The sequence below is a fragment of the Nibribacter koreensis genome, from assembly GCF_039541795.1.
Lineage (GTDB): Bacteria > Bacteroidota > Bacteroidia > Cytophagales > Hymenobacteraceae > Nibribacter > Nibribacter koreensis.
This window is the reverse complement of sequence record NZ_BAABGX010000002.1, coordinates 1,744,277-1,765,221: the sequence shown is the minus strand read 5'-3', so window position 1 is coordinate 1,765,221 and position 20,945 is coordinate 1,744,277. Positions and strand designations below refer to the sequence as shown.

The window sequence follows — 20,945 nt, the reverse complement described above, 5'->3', positions numbered from 1 at the left end:
GCGCATTGCTTTTAGTGTAGTTCTCTTGTATGTACAGTTATGTACATACAAGAGAACTACACTCTTCAAAGGGGGACGGAATGCGTGCTGTATGGATTAGGCACCGCATTGTCTGCTGTGTGTTGCTGACATACCAGACCCTACTAAATTAGGAAGGGGAGTTTTCGACCTGCTGATGTAAACACCCCCCTTCGCCCCCCTCAAGGGGGGAATCCGTTTTGGGTTGAGGTGATTGCCTTAGGCGGCGGTATTGGCGCAGACGCTCGCAGGTCCTCAGGACGCTACAAGGCTCTTTGAGTAATGGTCTTAGGCTTGTGTAATTTTAAAAGCCACCTAAGTTTCTTCGTTTTTGGGCTGTTTTCCTGAAAACAGCCCAAAAACGGAAGCAAAACAAAAAGCCACCCCAGAAGGGTGGCTTTTGTAAATTTGGATCAACAAGAAGAATTTACTTGATTTTGAATTCGGTGCGGCGGTTCATCTGGTGTTGGTCTTCGGTACATTCCACCCCATCGGCGCAGCCGTTGCGTAGACGTGTCTCGCCGTAGCCTTTCCAGCTTAAACGGTTTCTAGGAATGCCTTTGCTTACCAGGTACTCCACGGCAGACTGCGCTCTACGCTCAGATAGCAACTGGTTGTAGCCTAGGCCTTCGCGGGCATCTGTGTGTGAGCCTAATTCAATCTTAATGCTTGGGTTATCCTGCAACACACGCACCAGTTTGTCTAGCTCCAACGCCGCGTCTGGTCTTATGTTCCACTTGTCCAGGTCATAGTAGATGTTCTCCAGGGCAATGGCCACGTTGGCTTTGCTCTTGTCAAAGATCAAGGTCACGCGGGTGGTGTCTGCTAAGCTGGTAGTGTCAATAGAAACCGTGGCAGACTGCTTTAAGTAGCCGAATTTCTCACCGGCCAACTCATACACGTTGCCTTTCATGACGCCGTAAGCGTATTCGCCGTTAGGGTTGGTGAATGCAGAGGTTGTGTCTGTAGAGCCTTTGATGGCTAGTTTCAAGCGTACGTCTGCCAAGGGCTGAGTGGTGTTGCGCTTGCTTGGCAAGGACACACGCTCCAGCGTAGTCACCAATAGAACCGCGTTACTCAACAACTTAAAGCTGTAGATGTCATCTGTGCCGTTGTTGCTGTCACGGTTAGAAGACAGGTACCCTACAGTCTCGCTCTTCTGCACGTTGCGCATGAACGTCATGCCAAAATCATCCTTTGGCGAGTTGATAGGCGTTCTCAGGTTTTGCGGCTTGGTCCAGCTACTGCGGCTTCCCTGGGCTCTGAACACGTCCAGACCACCAAAGCCCGGGTGCGTGTCTGAGGAGAAGTAGAAATAGCCAGATCTGTCAAAAGACGGGAACATCTCTTTACCCACGGTATTGATGGTGTTACCTGCGTTTACTGGTTGTCCCCATTCTCCGTTAGCCTGAAGCTCTGAGTAGTAGATGTCAGTCTCACCGTATCCGCCGGGTTTGTCAGAAACAAAGTACATGATTTTGCCATCTGGTGACAGGGCCGGGTGGCCCACGCTGTACTCAGTCACTTTGTTATAAGGGAACGCCTTAGGCACTGACCAGGTGCCAGCGGCACCACTGTCACTACGCGTAGCCGAGAAAATCTCCAGGCGGTTCACGTGGTCATTGGTCATGGGCTTTTTCACCCAGCTGGTAGGATCCACGTTCACGTTCTTGTTCTTCACCTCTACCATGTGGGTGCGGGTGAAATAGATGGTGGAGTTAGAGCTATCCAACACGGCCGGGCCGTCATGGTACAAAGAGTTCAGAGACTCGCTGGCCATAGTAGGCAACTGCCAGGTACTGTCCTGGTTGCGCTCTGCGTAGAACATCTGCAAGTAAGGTCTTCCGGTCCAGCCGTAAGTACCAGCATCTATGTCTTTGTCATTGCTTTTAGCAGCACCACGGTCAGAGGCGAAGATGATGCCGTTCTCATACACCGTCGGGCTGAAATCAGCGTTACCGGAGTTGATGGCGGTTTCATTCACCACAACGGCAGATACTGGCTCTTCCAACAGCTTTAACGCGGCATCAGAGGCTTGCGCCTTGGCGTTGGCTTTGGCGGCTTCGGCGGGTACTTTCATGCCATAGTTCTGGTACTGGGTCTTGGCCTCAAAATACTTGCCGTTGCTACGCAGGGCTTCTGCATAATAATAGATGTTGATAGGGTCTGCCTCTGGCATGGCCACCACTTTGGCGTACCATTCCTCGGCCTCTTTGGTGCGGCCCGTCAGGCGGTATGAGTCTGCCAGACGCTGGGCACCTACTAAGCTTGGTTCTTTAGAGGCAAAGGCTTCTTTGTACTCTTCAATAGCCAGCGTGTAATCAAAGTTCTCATAATGCAAGTCAGCTTTGCGGGTAGAGTTACAGCCACCCACTACCAAGCCGCCCGCCAGAAGAAGAGCCAGTGATAATGATTTGTATTTATTGCGCATAGTCAATTCAGATTTTAGATTAGAAATAACGTGGAGTTACCATCTTGGTAGGCTGCATGCGCAGGAACGTGTATCCAACAGATATTTCATGGGTAGAGAGGTCATTCAGGTTGTCGTGCAGGGTGTAGTCATAGGCATACCCCAGGCGCAGACGCTGGGTGAGGTAGATGTCTGTCATGGCTACAATGGCATCTCTGTGGTTTAGGCCTTTTCCTTCAAAATCACTCTTGAAGATGTTGATGCCCGTGCGGTAAGAGGCGCCCAACCAGATGCGCTCCTTGAACAAGAAGAAGAAGTTGAAGTCCACGTTAGACGGGCCGTCAAAGTTGTCCTTGAGCATGAAGCTTGGCTTGAACTTGACGTTGTCTCCTATGTCTGCCACGTAACCTGCCGTAAAGAAGTAGTGACGCTCTGGGTCATAGTTGATGTCTTTGTCAATTCCCAACAAGTCTGTGATGGACACCCCGGCGTAGAAACGCTCTGTGTGGTAGAAAACCCCTATGTTCAAATCTGGGCTGAAGGTGGTCTCCTTCTGATTGATCAAGGTAGGGTCACCGTCTACGTTGTATTTGTTGGCGTCTACCGCATAATGCGATACGCCCGCGCCCAAACCTACGCTAATGACTCCGTCTGCGCTCACCGGCAGTTTGACAGAAGCATCTACAATAAAGTTCTTGCGGTTCTGGGCAAAGATCTCATCACGGGTGGCATGGAATCCCAAACCAATCCGCTTGTTTTTAGTCAAGCCATCAATGCTGAACGACTGGGTGTTGGGAGCTCCTTCCAGACCTGCCCACTGCTGCCGGTGGAAGGCGTTTAAGGTCAGGTTCTCTTTGGCACCCGCGTACGCCGGGTTGATGACCAGCTGGTTAAAAATGTATTGTGAGTACTGGGGACGATGCTGGGCCCACAGGTTTCCTGTGGCCAGCATCGTCATGATCAGTATTAGAATTCTTTTCATCTTTCTTTTGAAATTAGGATTATGTCTGGTGCTAAGCTTAGCGAACTACCTGTACTGGTCCTCTGTACACTTGCTCCTGACCGTTACAGCCTCTCACGCGCAGTACATAGAAGTAAGTAGCTTCCTCTAGACCTTGTGCTTGCCAGGTGTTGTTATAACCACGGGTCTTGAACACCTCATTGCCCCAACGGTTGTAGATGGCCAGGTCATTGTCTGGGAACTTCTCAAGGTTGTTAATCACCCAGAAGTCATTCACGCCGTCTCCGTTTGGAGTAAATACATTAGGGATGAATAAGCTGCCAGCAGAGCTAGCATCTACCGTCACAGAAGCTACGGCATTGCCACAGGCTCCTCCATTAGAGGCAGTTACCGTAAGCGTCCCTGATTTTGCATCAGCACTGGTGCCTTCAAGCGTTACGGTGGTACCTGTCACAGATGGGTCATTGGTACCCTTGAATTTGATGTCACCGGTTACAGTCCAGGTATAGATTACGCCTGTAACGGCCTCTACTCTGTAGATCAAATCAGTACATGGGCCGCTTTCGTTTACAATCACTGGCGTGGCTGGCATGGCACCTGGTTCTACCGTTAGGATAGAGGCTTCACTAGTTCCGCAGCTGTTAGACGCTTTCACGGTAATTTCTCCTTTAGTAGTGCTTGGGATCAATTCAATCTCAGGCGCTGTGGTAGTGAAAGGACCGTTTCCGGTGGTGGTTCCGGCCAATCTCCAGCCGGCTGGCACCGTCCAGATGTAGCTGGTGGCCCCATTAACTGGCGTCACGCTGTATCTGATGGTTACATTTGCGCAAAGCGTAGGGCTAGAAGCGGTGATCTGACCAGGCTTACCAGGAGTGGTACTTACCGTCAACGTAGCGGAAGATGGCAGACTGTTAGAGCACGTGTTGTTCGGGTTCAAGGCTACAAACGAGATGTTGTAAACACCCGCTGGCACGTTGGCTCCCACTTGCAGGGTAATGGTGTTTCCACCGCCTGCTACTCTGGTGACACCAGTTGGCAAACCAGCTACCTCAAAGTTGACAACCCCGGCAATTGGCGTGATAGCGAACGTGGCATTGTTACCGCCTGCGCAAACCGAAGCGTTTGGCACGATTGGCGCCGTTGGACGCACACATACTTCGGCGTCATCTTCGTCATCATCGTCATCTGGGTCAATCTGGTCTCCTCCGCCTTTAATCACGGCTACGTTTCTCAATCTGCCCACTTGTGTAGTAGTGGCAGTAATTCTCAACTCTCTACCCGTGGCTCCAACGGCTAAGTTGCCAATGGTCCAAACGCCGGTAGTGGCATCGTATTCAGCGGCCGGGCTAGCGCTTACAAACGTGAAGCCGGCTGGCAACACATCTTTCACGGTAACGCCAGTGGCAGCACTTGGACCAGCGTTGGTGGCACGCAGGGTAAACACTACTTGCTCACCTAGGGTCACTTCGGCTCTGTCCACTGACTTAGAGATGGCCAGGTTGGCTACTCCGGCACCTGTGGTAGGTACCACCGTAATCACGGTAGAGCTGTTGTTGCCTGGTACCTGGTCTGCTTCATTGCCTCTGATGGTGGCCGTGTTTACAATAGTACCAGCTGTGGTAATGGTAGAGTTTACCGTGAAGGTGGCCGTCTCGCCGCTGGCTAGGTTGCCTACCGTCCATACACCGTTGGCTACATTGTAAGTACCCTTGCTCACGGTTGGCGTACCTACTAAGCTTAATTGACCCAATGGCAGCACATCTACTACTAGCACGCCAGTCGCATTGCTTGGTCCGTTGTTTTTGATGGTCACGTCATAGCGTAGTGCATCACCTACGTTGGCGCGGGTCTTGTCAACGGCTTTCACCACTTCCAGATCAGTGGCCTCAGAAGGGTTTCCTGTGCCGCCGCCTACAATGGTAATCACGGTAGAAGTATTGCTCTCAGGACGCTCATCTACCTGGTCACCTGTGATGATGGCCGTGTTAACGATAGTACCGGTGGTTTTAATGGTAGCGTTTACCGTCATGGTTTCGGTCTGACCTACTCCCAAATTCCCGATGGTCCAGATACCGGTGGTGGCGTTGTATGTTCCGGTTGAAACCGTTACCGCACCCACTAAGTCTATCTGCGCAACTGGCAACACATCTGTGATTCTCACCCCAGTGGCAGTGTTTGGTCCCAGGTTACGGGCCGTGATAGTGTAGCGCAAAGCATCACCCACGTTGGCACGCGTCTTGTCAACGGCTTTCACCACTTGCAAGTCGGCAGAGGTTGTTGGGGTGGTACCGTCCCCTACTACTGTTACCACGGTGGCGGTGTTGTTGGCCGGTTGCAAGTCTGGCTCATTGCCAGAGATGATGGCGGTGTTGACAATAGTACCGGTGGCTTTGATTGTGGCGTTCACCGTCATGGTCACTGACTGTCCTGCGGCCAGGTTGCCAATGGTCCAGATGCCGGTGGCGGCATTGTACGTTCCAGCCGAAGGTGTGATGGTACCCACCACAGTGATCTGTGACAATGGCAACACATCTCTAATGATGACACCTGTAGCGGCGGCAGGTCCGTTGTTGCGGGCCGTTACCGTATAGGTCAAAGCATCACCTACGTTGGCGCGGGTTCTGTTTACCGTTTTAATAGCCTCTAAGTCAGTAGACGCTCCTGGACCAGGTGTCTCACCCACAATGGTAATCACGGTAGAGGTGTTGTTAACTGGTTGCTGATCGGCCTCATTGCCTCTCACAATGGCAGTGTTGACAATAGTACCGGCAGTCTTAATAGTAGCATTTACACGCAAAGTAGCCGTCTGCCCGTTGGCTAGAGCGCCAATGGTCCAAACACCCGTGGTGGCGTTGTAAGTACCCACAGACACCGTTACTTGTCCTACAATATCTATTTGACTGGTTGGCAGCACGTCTACCACAAATACCCCAGTAGCGTTGTTAGGGCCGCTGTTTCTTACCGTCACATTGTACACCAAGGCGTCTCCAATGTTAGCGCGGGTCTTGTCTACTGTTTTTACAACCTGTAGATCTGTGAAGACCGTTGGCACTTCTGGGCCGGCGCCTACTACAGTAATGACAGTAGAGGTGTTGCTTTCTGGACGCTCATCTACCTGGTCACCGCTAATAGTAGCCGTGTTCACAATAGTACCGTTGGTTTTGATGGTACTGTTAACCGTTAGCGTGGCCGTCTGACCAACTGCTAAGTTGCCAATGGTCCAGATGCCGGTAGTGGCGTTGTATGTTCCGGTAGATACCGTCACGTTGCCAACCAGATCAATCTGAGAAAGCGGCAATACGTCTCTTACAGTAACACCCGTTGCGGCATTAGGGCCAGCGTTGCGGGCAGTAACGGTATAAACAAGAGCGTCGCCTACGTTTGCGCGGGTTTTGTTTACTGTTTTCTGAACCTGCAAATCAGCGGTGTTGGAAGGGGTTGTCCCAGGCGTTACCACCGTCACTACAGTAGAAATGTTATTAGAAGGCTGTTGGTCTGCCTGGTTTCCTCTAATGATGGCGGTGTTGACAATGGTACCCGTGCCGGTGATGGTGGCATTGATGGTCAGGGTTACCGACTGGCCGCTGGCTAGATTGCCGATGGTCCAAATGCCGGTGTTAATGTCAAGGTTGGTTCCGTTGGTAGACGTCTGACCCGTGATGTTAATCTGGCCGGTTGGCAACACGTCTCTAATGATCACACCCGTGGCGGCGTTAGGGCCGTTGTTGCGGGCAACAATAGTATAAGTCAAGGCATCGCCTACGTTGGCGCGGGTCTTGTCTACTGTCTTAATGGTCTGAAGGTCGGTTACTACGCCAGGTACAACTACCGGCTCCTCGTCTTCATCATCGTCTTTGTCTGGATCTGGCTCATTGCCAATCACGCGTACGCGGTTCACCAAGTTACCAGAGGATAACACGCGCACTCTTAATTTAATAGTGGCCGTCTCTCCGAAGGCAAGATTGCCAATGGTGAAAGTGCTGGTAGTAGGATTGTAAGCGAAGTTGGCCGGAACGTTGTCCCGGAACGAAGTAAAGTCAATAAATGCTAGTGAAGAAGGCAAGGTCTCTACTACCTGAACTCCGGTAGCGTCATCTGGGCCTTGGTTTCTTACGGTAATGGTATAGGTAATGGTATCGCCCACGGCTACCTCAGATCTGTCTGCGGTTTTAGTGATGGCAAGGTCTGTCTCTACAATAAGAGGCAAGAAGATGGTGTTGTTGTTTAAGACCACGTTGCCACCCAAAGACAAAAGACGTCCTTCATGGGTGGTACCGTTGCTGAGCGTGATGTTGTTTTGCACCAACACGTTGCCTTTCAACGCTGATGAGGTACCAATTAATCCTTGGTTACCTACAACCACGTTGCCGGTTACTCTAAAGAAGATGTTCTTAGGTTGTGCACCGTTCTGCACAGAGATCACAGAGCCTTCATCTACAATCAAGTCTCCGTTGACCTGTATTACAAACACAGCGTTAGGATCTCCCTTACCGTCCAAGCGCAGCTGGCCTTTTAGGCGGGCGTTGCCGTCAAAACGGTAAACGCCGGGTCCTAGTACGGTACCGGCTACTGCCTCTGGCGTTCTGTCAAACCCTTTGCCCAGTTGCTGGCCCGTCATGTTGCTGGTAGGCGTGAGCGTGGCCAGGAAGTCATAGGCGCGGCGGGCGTCTGCCTGCGCGGCGGTGGGCTCTATGCCACCCGGTCTAATCTCTCCTAAGACAATTCCTGGAGGAAAGCCTAGAATCACGTTACCGGGGGAGGTACCCAAATCTGCATAGACCAGCGTAGGCCCTGTGTTTACCACAGAGGTACTGGCCAACACGGCAAACTCCTGAGCCGCCCCTAGACCTGGGGCGTTCTGAGTTTGTGCGTTTGTTGAAATTGAAATAGCAAACAGTGCTGCTATTAGGTGTAAAATTTTCTTCATGCGACCAACTAAACTATTATCAAAATAAACTTAACCGTATATAGTCATATTAATATATGAGTCCTTACGTGTACTCTCTGCCAAACCAAAGGTTTCGGGGTATAAAAAAGATGCAAATACCCTAGAGCACCTCAAAGGTGACTATTTAAAACCACATCCTACCACTTATCTTCCCATGACCCTCTTTCTGCTGCTTAAGTGAAACAAATAATTTAATTATCAATATGTTATATACTAATTCTTCAATATTCCAGGCATCTCCTCCAGCCTTCGTAGCATGTCTCTCCTTTTCAGGTTCAGGCATGCAGAACCAGGCCTAAAACCACTATATGAGTTTTATGCAAAAACTAAAATTCACATCAACTTAAAGGATTTTAGGGGAGTAGACACAGCAGCTTGGAAAAGCACCAGAGCCCTAAACGAAAAAAGCCCCGCAAGGTTGCGGGGCTTTCAAAAGAATTATGATTTTTAAAACGACTAAACGTGCACGTGGCGCTCTGCATGGTAAGAAGACCTCACCAACGGGCCAGACTCTACATACTTTATGCCGCGGCGCAAGCCTTCTTCTTTGTAGTGAGCAAACAGGTCTGGGTGAATGAACTCAGCTACCTCTAGGTGCATCTTGGTAGGCTGCAGGTATTGTCCCAGCGTCAAGATGTCCAGGCCAACGGCGGCCAGGTCGTCCATGGCCTGGTAGACTTCTTCCTGGGTTTCGCCTAAGCCTAGCATGATACCGGTCTTGGAACGCTTGCCGTATTCCTTGATGCGGCGCAGTTGCTCCAGGCTTCGCTCATACTTTGCCTGCGGACGCACGCGGCGGTACAGGCTCTGCACGGTTTCTACGTTATGTGACACCACTTCCTGCCCCGCAGAGATCATCATCTCCAAGGCTTCCCAGTTGGCTTTCACGTCTGGGATAAGGGTCTCAATGGTAGTCTCCGGCGAAAGCTTCTTGATCTGCACAATGGTCTCATGCCACACGCTGGCCCCGCGGTCTTTCAACTCGTCACGGTTCACAGAGGTGATCACGGCATGTTTTACGCCCATCAGTTGGATGGCTTCGGCTACGCGGCGCGGCTCATCCAGGTCATACTCATTGGGGCGGCCCGTGGCTACGGCGCAGAAAGAGCAGGAACGCGTGCACACATTGCCCAAGATCATGAACGTGGCCGTGCCGGCTCCCCAGCACTCGCCCATGTTGGGGCAGTTGCCGCTCTCACAGATGGTATGCAGTTTATAGGTATCTACCAGTTGACGTACCTTCGCGTATTCTTTGCCCACGGGCAGTTTTACACGAAGCCAGTCTGGCTTGCGGTTTTTTGTCTGAGCTTCTGCCGGTTGTATAACGGGCAATGCAATCAATTGATCCATGAGGCAAAGGTACTAAGCGTGGAGCGGATAGACAAAAAACAGCCTAGTCACCTAATTTGTTCAACGGCGGCGGCCGTAATACAGGGTCAGGTACACAGACGTGAAATGGTTGCTGTTTTCTGCTGTTGGAATGATGGGAATCTTCTCAGTAAACGCCTCATACAACACGCCTACCTCCACGCCCGTCACGCTCTCCATGTACCGGCCGTACTCAAAACTCACGCCTGCCTTTGCATGCGCGCCCACCTTAAAGCTTGGATCACCCAAGCCCTTGAAGGGTCCAGAACCGCCCAGAATCAGGGCCTCGTTATGGATGTCTGGATCATAGGGTTCTGAGGAGATGATCACCTCGCCGGTACGGTAATAGGTTCTGGTCTGTGGGTTGTAGACATAGCGGCTACGGTCATAGTCAATGTAATACGGGGCAAGAATCCCCAGGGAAGGACCTACGGCCACCACGCCGTTCACCTGCACGCCAGACTCGGCGGCTTTTTTGAAGAAGGTGTACTCCCGGCCGTACTCTGGCCTAAGCACAAACATATAATTGCTTTTGCCCCGCACGTACGTGGCTCCCGTGTTGGTGTTGATGTACGGATATTCCTTTGGGTGCTTTACCTCTACCCCCTCCAATGACCAGAACTGGTACCAGTTGCCCTTTAAGTGGTAGGCTGATTTGATGGCCAGGCCACCAATAAGACCACCGTTGGAATTAAAGTTAATGCCGTAAGTAAACTCACGGGTATAGGTCTCTTCCTCCTCCACATTCTGGGCAAGCGCCCAGCTACATGGCAGACAGAGACATACAATCAAAAGGAGTAGGTGTTTGCGCACGGGCAAAAAGGCTAATTTTGTTAAAACTACTAAAATATAAGCACCTCTAAAACAGAGCCTGTCAAACTCTTACACCAAAGAAGCCCAAAGCGCGCTCTCCATGCGACGGCAAGCTCTACGTCTACCCCTTACAGCAAGCGTCACACTCTGTTTTTGGCCTGTTTTCTGTAAAACGGGCCAAAAACGACGCGTATTGTCTACGCTGAACGCTTCTTCACTTCCTGCAGGTTAATGCCCAGGTGCGATCCATGGTACTGCACCTGTCCGTCTTTAATCAACAGCAACTGCGGAGACTCATGACGTACGCTAAACTCTTCTGCTATCTGGTTAGAGATAGGCCGGTAGCTCAACAAGTCCAGATAGTATGGTTTCACCTGGTCTAGTCCGCTGTCATTCCACTGGCGCTCTAGCCGGCTCTTGGCAGTTGCACTAATGGAGCACGTGGTACTGTGCTTGAAAATGACCACTGGTTGACTCTTAGATTCTTCTTTTATGTGCGCCAGTTGCTCTGCACTGGTCAATGAATTCCATTCCATACGCTCTACTCTACTAAGTGGGGGTTCAATCTTTACCTTCTGGAGGCCTTCTTTCTCTTTTTAACGGGCAGGTCTGGCTTGGCGGCGGTGCCGTCTTCCTTGATTTCCATTCTATCACGGGCCTCTTTCTTCTTAGATCGCTTGCGCGAGCTTTCGCCGTCTTTAAAGCTGTGGTTGGCTATGTTCAAATGAGACTCGCGGTACTCAGACTCTACTTTTTGGGCCTCGCGTAAACTCTTACGCAGTTCCTGGCGCTGTTGGTTGCGGGACTTGTGTTCTACCTGAGCACTGGCAGGCGCAGAAAACAGCAAAAGCACACCCAACATCCCTGTAAAAAGAAATACGTGTAAAGATTGTTTCATAAATCTGGGGGTTAATTCTTCTTTCCGGGACCTTTGCCAAACTTGACCACCACCTTCTGCTTCTTTTTGGCGCCTGGCATCTTCACTTTCTTCTTCTTGAGCAAACCATCCTTGGCCCCAAACTCCATGTTGCGGCCGCCAATGTCAGTGCCTTCTTTGGCCTGATCCTCTGGGGTAGGTTCTTTAGGCTTGAACATGGCCAACGGGTTCAGACTTTTCTTACCTGTCACGTCTGGGCAGGGAATCCGTCCAGAGCTACAACCACTCAGCACAATGCCCGCCACCAGCAGGAACATCCACATTCTGTTATTTAGATTCATAACGGCACAATCAAAGAGTATACGTAATACAGCCCGGCCACGGATATTGTGAACCGTTTTTGGCCTGTTTTCATGAAAACAGGCCAAAAACGGAAAGGTTAGAAAGACAGCAGTTGCTCTACCTTCTCTCTTAGACGCTTGACCGGCAAGAACTCCTGCTCCAACGGCGGCGCAAACGGAATTGCGGTATCCAGACCACCCACGCGCACTACCGGACCGTCCAGTTGCTCAAAGCAATGCTCAGAAATCCAGGCGGCAATCTCGGCGCCAATACCACCCGTGATGGTATCTTCATGCAAGACCAATACGCGGCCGGTTTTGGCTACGGTCTGGCGCACGGCTTCTTTGTCCCATGGCAACAGAGTGCGCAGGTCCAGCACGTCTACGCTGGCGTCTGGCATGGTGGCTAGCAACTGCTTTGCCCAGTGTACGCCCATCCCGTAGGTGATGATAGACAAGTCGGTTCCTTCCTGGGCCAAACGCGCGCGACCAATCTCTACCGTATAATAATCGTCTGGAATAGATTCTGTAAGCGAGCGGTACAGCAGTTTGTGCTCAAAGTACATGACCGGATTCGGGTCTTCAATGGCCGCGTTGAGCAGGCCTTTGGCGTCATACGGCGTACTTGGGTAGACAATCTTCAAGCCCGGCGTATGGAAGAACCAGGCCTCATTACTCTGTGAGTGGAACGGACCCGCGGCGGCCCCGGCACCCGTAGGCATGCGCACCACTACATCGGCGTTCTGGCCCCAGCGGTAATGCGTCTTGGCCAGGTTGTTCACCACTTGGTTAAAGCCCGAAGTCACAAAGTCAGCGAACTGCATCTCTACCACCGACTTCTTCTTCTTAATAGACATCCCCAGACCTACGCCCAGAATGGCACTCTCGCACAAAGGCGTGTTACGGATGCGCTCCTTCCCGAACTTCTCCACGAAGCCCTCCGTCACTTTAAAGACCCCACCGTACTCGGCGATGTCCTGGCCCATCACCACCAGCTCTGGATAACGCTCTAAGCTTTGTTTCAAACCATCTGAGATAGCATCTACAAAGCGTTTCTCGGTGCGGGCGCTGTCTTTGGGTGTCATCACCGTCTGGATGAAAGGCGCGTACATGTCGGCTAGCTCCTCTTTAGGGTCAGCCACCGGCATTGGGGTATTGAAGGCGGTTTCTAGGCCTTGCTCAATCTCGGCTCTAATCTCTTCACGCACCGCGGCCAGCGACTTAGGCGTGAGCACTTTCTCATCCAACAGGTATTTCTCGAAGTTTTCTACTGGGTCCTTCTTCGCCCAGCGCTCAAACAGTTCCTGCGGTACATATTTGGTCCCCGATGCCTCTTCATGCCCGCGCATCCTGAAGGTCATTGCCTCAATCAACATTGGGCGCGGGTTCTTTCTGATGCTATAAGCGGCTTGGCGCACAGTGTCATAGACTTCCAGCACGTTATTGCCGTCTATCTGTAAGGCGTCCATGCCGTAGGCCGGGCCTTTGTCTATAAAGTACTGGCACTTGAACTGCTCGTTGCTGGGCGTAGACAGTCCGTAGCCGTTGTTCTCAATGATGAAGATGACCGGCAAGCCCCACACAGCGGCCACGTTGAGCGCCTCATGGAAATCTCCTTCGCTGGCGCCGCCGTCCCCGCTGTACACCACGGTTACTTTCTCGCGCTTGTCCAGCAAGTCTGCCAGGGCAATGCCATCCGCTACGGCCAACTGCGGACCTAGGTGCGAAATCATACCTACAATATGGTGCTCGTTGGTCCCGAAGTGGAAAGAACGGTCGCGGCCTTTGGTGAAACCGGTACGCTTGCCCTGGAACTGCGCGAACAATCTGTCCAACGGAATCTGACGACAGGTGAACACGCCCAGGTTGCGGTGCAAGGGCAGAATGTACTCGTCTGGCTCCAGGGCCAAGGTAGAGCCCACCGAGATGGCCTCTTGCCCGATTCCTGAGAACCACTTGCTCACTTTTCCCTGACGCAGTAGAATCAGCATTTTCTCCTCAATCATTCTTGGTTTGAGGATGCCGCGGTACAACATCAGTAAATCATCGTCGGTATAGTCTTTTCTATTGAAATTCATGGCGGATTACAACATTCTGAACGTGTAAATTTAAGGCAATCCCTGTCACACGGAAATATTCCTGATCTTATTTTTACTTTTACTGTTTCTGGGCTCGTTTCCAGAAACCAGGCCAAAAACGAAACCAGCCCATCGGCAACACCCGCGGCACGTGCCCGTTACTACGTAGTGGCCTTCGCCTAAAAAGAGCATCCCTATGATTCAATTCAAAGAATTTACCTTAGATAACGGCCTTCAGTGCCTGGTGCATGAAGACCCTACCACGCCGCTGGCGGTATTAAACGTGTTGTACAACGTGGGTTCCCGGGACGAAGTGGAAACCCACACGGGCTTCGCTCACTTGTTTGAGCACCTCATGTTCAGCGGCTCTGTGAACATTCCCAGCTATGACGAGCCCCTGCAGCAGGCCGGTGGCGAGAACAACGCCTTCACCAGCCCAGACATCACCAATTATTACCTCACCGTACCCGCCCAGAACATAGAGACCGGCTTCTGGCTGGAGTCTGACCGCATGCTGGACCTGGCCTTCAGTGAGAACGGTCTGGAGGTACAGCGCAAAGTAGTGGTAGAGGAATTCAAGCAGAACTATCTCAACCAACCTTACGGCGACATCTGGTTGAAGCTTCGTCCCTTGGCCTACCAGCACCACCCGTACAAATGGGCGACCATTGGCAAAGAAATCAGCCACATTGAGAACGCCGTGATGGATGACGTGCGCGCCTTCTTCCAAAAACACTACTCGCCGGCCAACGCCATTCTGGTAGTGGCGGGCAACATCACGTTTGAACGCGCGAAGGAGCTGACGGAAAAATGGTTCGGACCGATACCGGGCGGTGTGAGATATGAGCGCAACCTACCCCTGGAGCCACGCCAAACCGAAGCCCGCTTGCTAGAAATGGAAGCCGATGTGCCCTTGACCGCGCTTTACAAAGCCTACCACATGCCCGGCCGCACCAGCCCCCACTACCACGCCGCCGATTTACTCAGCGACATTCTAGGCAACGGCAACTCGTCCAGACTCTATAATGAATTGGTGAAAGAACAGAAGCTGTTCAACTCCATTGGCGCGTTTGTGACGGGCTCTCTGGAACCAGGCTTGCTCATCATTCAAGGCAAATTGAACGTGGGCGTAGACCCGTACCAGGCCAATGCGGCCGTAGAGGAAATTGTAGCGCAGGTACGCGCCCAGCACGTAGCCGAGGACGAGTTGCAGAAGGTTAAAAACAAAGCCGAGACCTCTATTGTCTTCTCTGAGATTGAGCTCCTGAACCGCGCCATGAACCTAGCCTACGGCAAACTGATGGGTAACCCCAACTACGTCAACGAAGAGGCCAGCCGCGTCCAGTCCGTCACCGCCGAAGACCTCTTTCAACAGGCCCAAGAAGTCCTCAGACCCGAGAACTGCTCTACCCTCATTTACAAAGCCGCCCCCAGCACCGCCACCTTGTCTGAGTTGGAAGAAGCACTGGCAGAAGAGTAGTACATTTTCCATTTTCGGGCTGTTTTGGTGAAAACAGCCCGAAAATGGAAAATTTATAGGCCCTTAACCTAAACAAAACTACCTACTTATTTAAGTCGAATGAGAATTCTGCTAATAGGTGCGCTTTTACTTCTCAACATTTCTTGCCGAGAAAAAGACAAGAAGAATAGAGCATCAACCATCAAGGACGAAATCAGAAAGGTAGCAGGTTTAGCACCCATTAGTGACAACCTAAAATTAGACTCCTCCTTCCGGTTTTTACCGTACTCCCCTGACTATATCGTAGTGATGAAAAAGTTGACCGATGGTGAAAACCTAACTAACTTCTACATTGCAGATTATTATTCTGATATGGATGAAAGCTTTATTAAAACGATTTTTTACAAAAGTCAGGATGGCGAAATTGAGGTGGTCAAGGAAGTAGACACTTACATAGGAGTAAGTAACAAAACAGTTAAACCCTCTTTAAATTTTTCCTATGATTTTAAGGAAGGCAAAAAGTCTTTTCGCATTGATTCTTTACCTTCAAACTACCTAATAAGAGAAAATCAGCTAAAGCTTTCTATGTTAATAAAGAAAGCAAATGCTTCAAGCATGTGGGTTTGCGGAACAGCAGCAAATGAAATATTAGAGAAGGGTTTCCCTAAAAAGTATACGTTTATTAAAGAACAAGACTTTAAGAAGCTACAGAAGAAATTCTCAAAACAAGCTCCTAAACCTAGCAAGTCTTAACTCTCCCTCTTTTGTCATCCTGAAAGGACCTTGTGGGCAAGCTGTAATGGCGTTTACTAAGTGACACCTCCCGCAAGTTTGAGCGAAGCGGTAACTTGTGGGTAGCTTATGAGCAAGTTTGCAACTTGCCTGGTTCTGCCGCTGATGCACGCAAGTTGAAAACTTGCGCCATGCGTAGCTCCAAGTTGAAAACTTGAAGCAGGAACGGGAATTCATTTTCAGGCTGATTCCTGAAAAACAGGCCAAAAACGGCTCGTTGCGCGTAGCCAGCGTCCTTGCAGTTCGCCCACAAGATCCTTTCAGGATGACAAAAGTGAGGAGCTTTCAGGATACCAAACCGAAGTATGATTGACGGACACGGCACGGCTTTTACATCATCCATCACAAACCTTTGACGCATCTCTGTCTTCTATCTTCTATCTTGCGGCTTGTGTCTAACATCTAGTGTCTAAAACTAACATCTACTCCATGAGTTTTAATATAAGAACCGGCTTCGGCTATGACGTGCATCAATTACAGGAAGGACTGGACTTTTGGCTAGGCGGCATCAAAATCCCGCACACGCACGGCGCTTTGGGTCATTCAGACGCAGACGTGCTCATCCATGTAATTTGTGATGCCTTGCTGGGTGCGGCTAACCTGCGCGACATTGGCTATCACTTCTCAGACAAAGACCCCAAATACAAAGGCATTGACAGCAAGATTCTCCTCCGCGAGGTCATGGTCTTGCTGAGAGAGAAAGGCTATAAAGTAGGCAACATTGACTCTACCGTCTGCCTGCAAGAGCCTAAAGTCAACCCGCACATCCCCGGCATGAAAACCTGTTTAGCCGAGGTAATGGGTATTCCAGAAGACGATATTTCCATCAAAGCCACCACTACGGAGCAACTAGGGTTTGTAGGCAAAAAGGAAGGCGTAGCCGCCTTTGCCACGGTGTTGATTCATAAGGAGAAACAGCAATAATTATTCGTGAAAAAGCTCCTTAGTCTTTTTTTAGTATTCTGCTTTTTTCTGCCCAGTTGCAATAAAGATGACTATAAAGAGAAGTGCTTTTTAGACTTTAAACTAGGAATGAAAGAATTTGAGTTTGGTAAAATATCCAAACAACTAACACTCCAAGGCCTATTGCAAGAAAAAGCAGTTAAAAAGCCTTATGAAGCAGATAAGTACATAGCCCTTTACCAATTTCAAAACATCAATAGGAATGGGTTTCTTGATCCTATCTTTTTGACGGACCGTCTAGATGTACTCCGCATTTTCATAGGTAAACATCCTGACATAGGCGAAACTCAAAAGGCGACCATCAAAGAATATCAGGGAGTAGTAGAATATTTCAGCGAAATATACGGCGCACCTTCTAAAAGCACGAAGGACTCTAAAACAGAACACCGTTCCACTATTTGGAATGCTGGCGATTTTGATGTGATTGTGGCTTTCATTCCTATGTACGACCTAACAGGCGACCAAATTGGAATCTACTTTGAGCCTATTGGCGAACTGAAAGTGAAGTTGGAAGAATATAATAGGCAGAAAAAGGAAGAATGGAAAAAAATGAGGTTCATAAACTATCGTTTACAGCATTAAACCTTCTGCCCAGTTTTCTGTCTAAACCCAGAAAACAGGCCAAAAACGGTTTAAACTTGGTTTTAGCCTGCAAATTGCCTATCATTAGACACCAAAACAACAAACAAACTCCAGTACATGAAAAAGCATTTGTATACCCTGGGCATGGCCGCCGCGTTTCTTTCGGCGTGTTCTACGTCCCAGACTCCGGCTACATCTGGTTCAGACGCGGTGAGCACGGCCGCTAAGGCGGTAGGCGCCATCGCTGCAGACCCAACCAAGTATGCCAACACCATCACCGCGGCAGACCTTGAGAAACACCTGCGCATCTTGGCGTCAGACTCTCTGGAAGGCCGTGAAACTGGTCGTCGTGGGCAGAAGATGGCTGCCGATTATATTTCCAAGCACTTCAGAGCCAACGGCCTTATGGGTCCAGTAAAAACAGGCTCTAACCCATATTACCAAACTTTTGACCTAGAAGAAAGCTCTTGGGGCGAAGGCTACATGACCGTGGCTGGCAAGAAATACACCATGGGTAAAGACTTCTTCGTGTTGGGCGCATCTCCGTTCCAGGCAGAAGAAACGGCACAGGTGGTGTTTGCCGGCTATGGCATTGAAGACCCTGCTTACTCAGACTATACCAATCTGGACGTAACCGGCAAAGTAGTAGTGGTACTAGCTGGTGAGCCAAAGAAAGCAGATGGCACCTATTTGCTCAGTGGCACTGACAAAATGGGCACCTGGAGCCAAGACCCACGCACCAAAGCTGCCGCGGCCACCAAGAAAGGCGCCAAAGCCGTGTTACTGGTGACTGGTAGCACCGATGAGGAATTCCAGAAAATGACCGGTCGTTACGCCAACGCCTTGACGCGCCCGTCCATCGGGTTTGGCGCTACGGCTACCCAGCCACGTGCCGCCTTGATGATGGTGTCGCCTACCATGGCTTCAGCGTTGTTGAACACCAAAGCCGCTAATTTGACGGCCTATGGTGCCAGCGTAGCCAAAGCAGGCAAGCCGGTGGCCTCTACGTTTAAACCAGCCACTGGCGTGAAAGTAAAGACAGAGCGCAAGCGTCAGCCGTTGCCAACTGAGAACGTGTTGGGCTATCTGGAAGGCTCTGACCTGAAAGACGAACTGATTGTGATCAGCTCGCACTATGACCATGAAGGCATCAAAGACGGCGTGGTATACAATGGTGCCAATGATGATGGTTCTGGAACCGTAGCCGTGATGGAACTGGCCCAGGCCTTCGCTGAGGCCAAGAAAGCTGGAGCCGGCCCACGCCGCAGCATCTTGTTCTTGACCGTTACCGCCGAGGAAAAAGGCTTGCTAGGTTCTGAGTACTACACCATGAACCCAGTATTCCCTTTGGCCAACACCGTAGCCAACCTAAACATAGACATGATTGGCCGCAATGATAAACAGCACGAAGGCAAGCCTGACTATATCTATGTGATTGGTTCTGACAAGCTTTCTTCTGAGCTGCACGCCATCTCTGAGAACGCCAACAAGACCTACTCCAACCTAGAGCTGGACTACACCTTTAATGATCCCAACGATCCGAACCGTTTCTACTACCGTTCAGACCATTACAACTTCGCGAAGAACGGTATTCCCATCGCGTTCTACTTCAACGGTGTACATGACGATTACCACCAGCCCACCGACGACGTAGACAAAATCAACTTCCCGTCTGCTGAGAAAGTAAGCCGCCTGGTATTCCACACCGCCTGGGACTTAGCTAACCGCACTGAGCGCATCAAAGTAGACAGCAATAAGAAATAAGCAGAGCTTATTTTAGTCCTGAGTTCTGAGTTTTGAGTCGATTACTTAGAATGGGATAAAATCATAAAAGGAGAGGCCAACGCCTCTCCTTTTTCTTTGTAACAGTTCTACGCCCTGTCAACTCTATGAACTTCCTTAAAGGAGAAATAAATAGAACTGAAATTCCTACCTTAAACCATGTTTATGGTTCCCTCAAAATCACATATAGCTGTTGTTCTCTTATTTGTTCTAACAGCCTTGGCTACCCAAGCCCAAACTGCCAACACTATTACGTTTAAAGAATCATCATGGGAAAAGGCCTTGCAAACTGCCCAGAAAGAGAAGAAGCCTATTTTCTTATATGCATCTACACCCGCTTGCCGGTACTGCAAACAAATGGAGAGGGAGGTTTTCCCTGTGCAGGAAGTTGCCAGCTTTTACAATTCCACTTTTATCAATTTTAAGATAAATATTGCTGATGGTGCTGAAGGAGAAGCCCTAGCACGCAAATATGATATAACAGGTTTCCCTACTTATATATACTTAAACACAGAAGGGCAACTGCTCCATCAAAGTGGTTCAGGTAAAAGTGCCGAAGAGTTTATCCAAGATGGCCAAAACGCGTTCAACCCAGACAAAGCATTATTTTCGCTTAAGAGGCGGTATGACCAGGGTGAAAAGTCGCCCTCGTTTCTTTTCCAGTATAGCAACGCCTTAGCAAATTTCAGCGGGGCTAATAGTCCAAGGGAAAAAGTGGTGAGCGAGTATTTACAAACGCAAACCGCACAGCAACTTCAATCAGAAGAAAACATAAGATTTATATTCTCAACGTATCTAGACTTCCGAACGCCTACCACTCAATACTTCCTCAAAAATCAGGATAAGTTTCTGCCGTTTTATAAAGAGGAAGAAGTAAAAAGCAGAGCCGAAAAAATCATCACCAGAACATCTCATTTGGCAGGCAACCAAGGTGATTCAATGTTATTCAAAGAAGTGATGCACGTTATAAGCACCAGCTTCAAAGAGATTGAGAAAACCACGTCTTTAGCCAACATTTACTATTATAGAGGGCAGCAAGACTGGCTAAAATGCGCACAGGCAACGTTAGCTTACGGCAAATCCTATGGCAGTTCTGATTGGAGAACTTTATACGAAACTTCTGTCTACCTAAACGCCTATGCCGAAAAAAAGGGACCCTTGAAACTAGGCACTCAGCTTATGCAACAGGTCATCAAGCTTAGCCCAAGTTATGAGAACCTTCACCTATATGCCCAACTGCAACACAAAGCAGGTGAAAATAGACAGGCCGTAAAAACCGCTAAGGAAGCCGTGAAAGTAGCCAAACGGACTGGTGAAGACTATCAAGAATCAGAGGACCTAATAGCTCTAATAAGCTCAAGGAAATGATTTTTCTTCCATTACCAAAAGGAAGAAAGGAAGAAAAAGGAGAGGCCAACGCCTCTCCTTTTTCTTTTAAACTATATCTTCTTGCTGGTTTGGTCGTTAGTTTTGTGGGGATGTTTGTTTTCTTGAAGAAAAGTAGAACTTGCACCGCCGTTTTTGGCCTGTTTCAGAGAAAATAGCCTAAAAAC

General features: G+C 49.9%; 17 protein-coding genes. 7 read left to right on the top strand and 10 right to left on the bottom strand.

Going from position 1 to position 20,945, the window contains the following annotated elements; genetic code table 11:
- Nucleotides 1-445: 445 nt before the first annotated feature.
- The 10 genes from ABD880_RS14895 to ABD880_RS14850 form a co-directional block, all read right to left on the bottom strand.
- A complete protein-coding gene (locus ABD880_RS14895; protein WP_345167736.1) occupies nt 446-2,449 on the bottom strand; it encodes an OmpA family protein in 2,004 nt (667 codons plus the stop codon).
- 19 nt (nt 2,450-2,468) lie between these two features.
- Nucleotides 2,469-3,410 (bottom strand): PorP/SprF family type IX secretion system membrane protein, encoded by a 942-nt coding sequence (locus ABD880_RS14890; RefSeq protein WP_345167734.1) that lies wholly within the window; start codon nt 3,408-3,410, stop codon nt 2,469-2,471.
- Between the two features lie 37 nt (nt 3,411-3,447).
- Nucleotides 3,448-8,316, bottom strand: coding sequence for an ice-binding family protein (locus tag ABD880_RS14885; protein WP_345167732.1), 4,869 nt, complete (start codon nt 8,314-8,316; stop codon nt 3,448-3,450).
- Nucleotides 8,317-8,461: 145 nt separating this feature from the next.
- Nucleotides 8,462-8,620, bottom strand: coding sequence for a hypothetical protein (locus ABD880_RS14880; protein ID WP_345167731.1), 159 nt, complete (start codon nt 8,618-8,620; stop codon nt 8,462-8,464).
- A 173-nt stretch (nt 8,621-8,793) separates the two neighbouring features.
- Nucleotides 8,794-9,678 (bottom strand): lipoyl synthase, encoded by an 885-nt coding sequence (gene lipA, locus ABD880_RS14875; protein ID WP_345168076.1) that lies wholly within the window; start codon nt 9,676-9,678, stop codon nt 8,794-8,796.
- 69 nt (nt 9,679-9,747) lie between these two features.
- Nucleotides 9,748-10,518 carry a hypothetical protein gene (locus ABD880_RS14870; RefSeq protein WP_345167729.1) on the bottom strand — a complete coding sequence of 257 codons (771 nt, stop codon included), beginning with the start codon at nt 10,516-10,518 and terminating at the stop codon, nt 9,748-9,750.
- A 197-nt stretch (nt 10,519-10,715) separates the two neighbouring features.
- Nucleotides 10,716-11,054, bottom strand: a complete 339-nt coding sequence (gene ytxJ, locus ABD880_RS14865) for a bacillithiol system redox-active protein YtxJ (protein WP_345167726.1) — start codon at nt 11,052-11,054, stop codon at nt 10,716-10,718.
- A 32-nt stretch (nt 11,055-11,086) separates the two neighbouring features.
- Nucleotides 11,087-11,416, bottom strand: a complete 330-nt coding sequence (locus ABD880_RS14860; protein ID WP_345167723.1) for a hypothetical protein — start codon at nt 11,414-11,416, stop codon at nt 11,087-11,089.
- An 11-nt stretch (nt 11,417-11,427) separates the two neighbouring features.
- Nucleotides 11,428-11,736, bottom strand: a complete 309-nt coding sequence (locus ABD880_RS14855; protein WP_345167721.1) for a hypothetical protein — start codon at nt 11,734-11,736, stop codon at nt 11,428-11,430.
- Between the two features lie 98 nt (nt 11,737-11,834).
- Nucleotides 11,835-13,814 (bottom strand): alpha-ketoacid dehydrogenase subunit alpha/beta, encoded by a 1,980-nt coding sequence (locus ABD880_RS14850; protein ID WP_345167718.1) that lies wholly within the window; start codon nt 13,812-13,814, stop codon nt 11,835-11,837.
- Between the two features lie 196 nt (nt 13,815-14,010).
- Between ABD880_RS14850 and ABD880_RS14845 the strand changes: the two genes are divergently transcribed.
- From ABD880_RS14845 to ABD880_RS14815, 7 genes are all read left to right on the top strand, one after another.
- Nucleotides 14,011-15,294: a M16 family metallopeptidase gene (locus tag ABD880_RS14845; RefSeq protein WP_345167716.1), complete on the top strand. Its 1,284-nt coding sequence runs from the start codon at nt 14,011-14,013 to the stop codon at nt 15,292-15,294.
- Between the two features lie 288 nt (nt 15,295-15,582).
- A complete protein-coding gene (locus tag ABD880_RS14840; protein WP_345167714.1) occupies nt 15,583-16,026 on the top strand; it encodes a hypothetical protein in 444 nt (147 codons plus the stop codon).
- Between the two features lie 468 nt (nt 16,027-16,494).
- The gene (ispF, locus tag ABD880_RS14835; protein ID WP_345167712.1) at nt 16,495-16,989 is read left to right on the top strand and encodes a 2-C-methyl-D-erythritol 2,4-cyclodiphosphate synthase; all 495 of its coding nucleotides are present in this window, start codon (nt 16,495-16,497) and stop codon (nt 16,987-16,989) included.
- 6 nt (nt 16,990-16,995) lie between these two features.
- Complete coding sequence (locus ABD880_RS14830) at nt 16,996-17,610, top strand: hypothetical protein (protein WP_345167710.1); 615 nt, start codon at nt 16,996-16,998, stop codon at nt 17,608-17,610.
- A 117-nt stretch (nt 17,611-17,727) separates the two neighbouring features.
- Nucleotides 17,728-19,374, top strand: coding sequence for a M28 family peptidase (locus ABD880_RS14825; RefSeq protein ID WP_345167708.1), 1,647 nt, complete (start codon nt 17,728-17,730; stop codon nt 19,372-19,374).
- Between the two features lie 177 nt (nt 19,375-19,551).
- Nucleotides 19,552-20,760 carry a thioredoxin family protein gene (locus tag ABD880_RS14820; protein WP_345167705.1) on the top strand — a complete coding sequence of 403 codons (1,209 nt, stop codon included), beginning with the start codon at nt 19,552-19,554 and terminating at the stop codon, nt 20,758-20,760.
- Complete coding sequence (locus ABD880_RS14815) at nt 20,757-20,936, top strand: hypothetical protein (protein WP_345167703.1); 180 nt, start codon at nt 20,757-20,759, stop codon at nt 20,934-20,936. Before ABD880_RS14820 ends, ABD880_RS14815 begins: the two co-directional genes overlap by 4 nt.
- Nucleotides 20,937-20,945 lie beyond the last annotated feature (9 nt).

Bases quoted from the DNA above. Each gene is read 5' to 3' on its own strand.
- ABD880_RS14895 (WP_345167736.1), bottom strand. From the start codon at position 2,449: ATGCGCAATAAATACAAATCATTATCACTGGCTCTTCTTCTGGCGGGC.
- ABD880_RS14815 (WP_345167703.1), top strand. From the start codon at position 20,757: ATGATTTTTCTTCCATTACCAAAAGGAAGAAAGGAAGAAAAAGGAGAG.
- ABD880_RS14820 (WP_345167705.1), top strand. From the start codon at position 19,552: ATGTTTATGGTTCCCTCAAAATCACATATAGCTGTTGTTCTCTTATTT.
- ABD880_RS14825 (WP_345167708.1), top strand. From the start codon at position 17,728: ATGAAAAAGCATTTGTATACCCTGGGCATGGCCGCCGCGTTTCTTTCG.
- ABD880_RS14845 (WP_345167716.1), top strand. From the start codon at position 14,011: ATGATTCAATTCAAAGAATTTACCTTAGATAACGGCCTTCAGTGCCTG.
- ABD880_RS14890 (WP_345167734.1), bottom strand. From the start codon at position 3,410: ATGAAAAGAATTCTAATACTGATCATGACGATGCTGGCCACAGGAAAC.
- ABD880_RS14850 (WP_345167718.1), bottom strand. From the start codon at position 13,814: ATGAATTTCAATAGAAAAGACTATACCGACGATGATTTACTGATGTTG.
- ABD880_RS14855 (WP_345167721.1), bottom strand. From the start codon at position 11,736: ATGAATCTAAATAACAGAATGTGGATGTTCCTGCTGGTGGCGGGCATT.
- ABD880_RS14840 (WP_345167714.1), top strand. From the start codon at position 15,583: ATGAAAAAGTTGACCGATGGTGAAAACCTAACTAACTTCTACATTGCA.
- ABD880_RS14860 (WP_345167723.1), bottom strand. From the start codon at position 11,416: ATGAAACAATCTTTACACGTATTTCTTTTTACAGGGATGTTGGGTGTG.
- ytxJ (WP_345167726.1), bottom strand. From the start codon at position 11,054: ATGGAATGGAATTCATTGACCAGTGCAGAGCAACTGGCGCACATAAAA.
- ispF (WP_345167712.1), top strand. From the start codon at position 16,495: ATGAGTTTTAATATAAGAACCGGCTTCGGCTATGACGTGCATCAATTA.
- ABD880_RS14880 (WP_345167731.1), bottom strand. From the start codon at position 8,620: ATGCCTGAACCTGAAAAGGAGAGACATGCTACGAAGGCTGGAGGAGAT.
- ABD880_RS14885 (WP_345167732.1), bottom strand. From the start codon at position 8,316: ATGAAGAAAATTTTACACCTAATAGCAGCACTGTTTGCTATTTCAATT.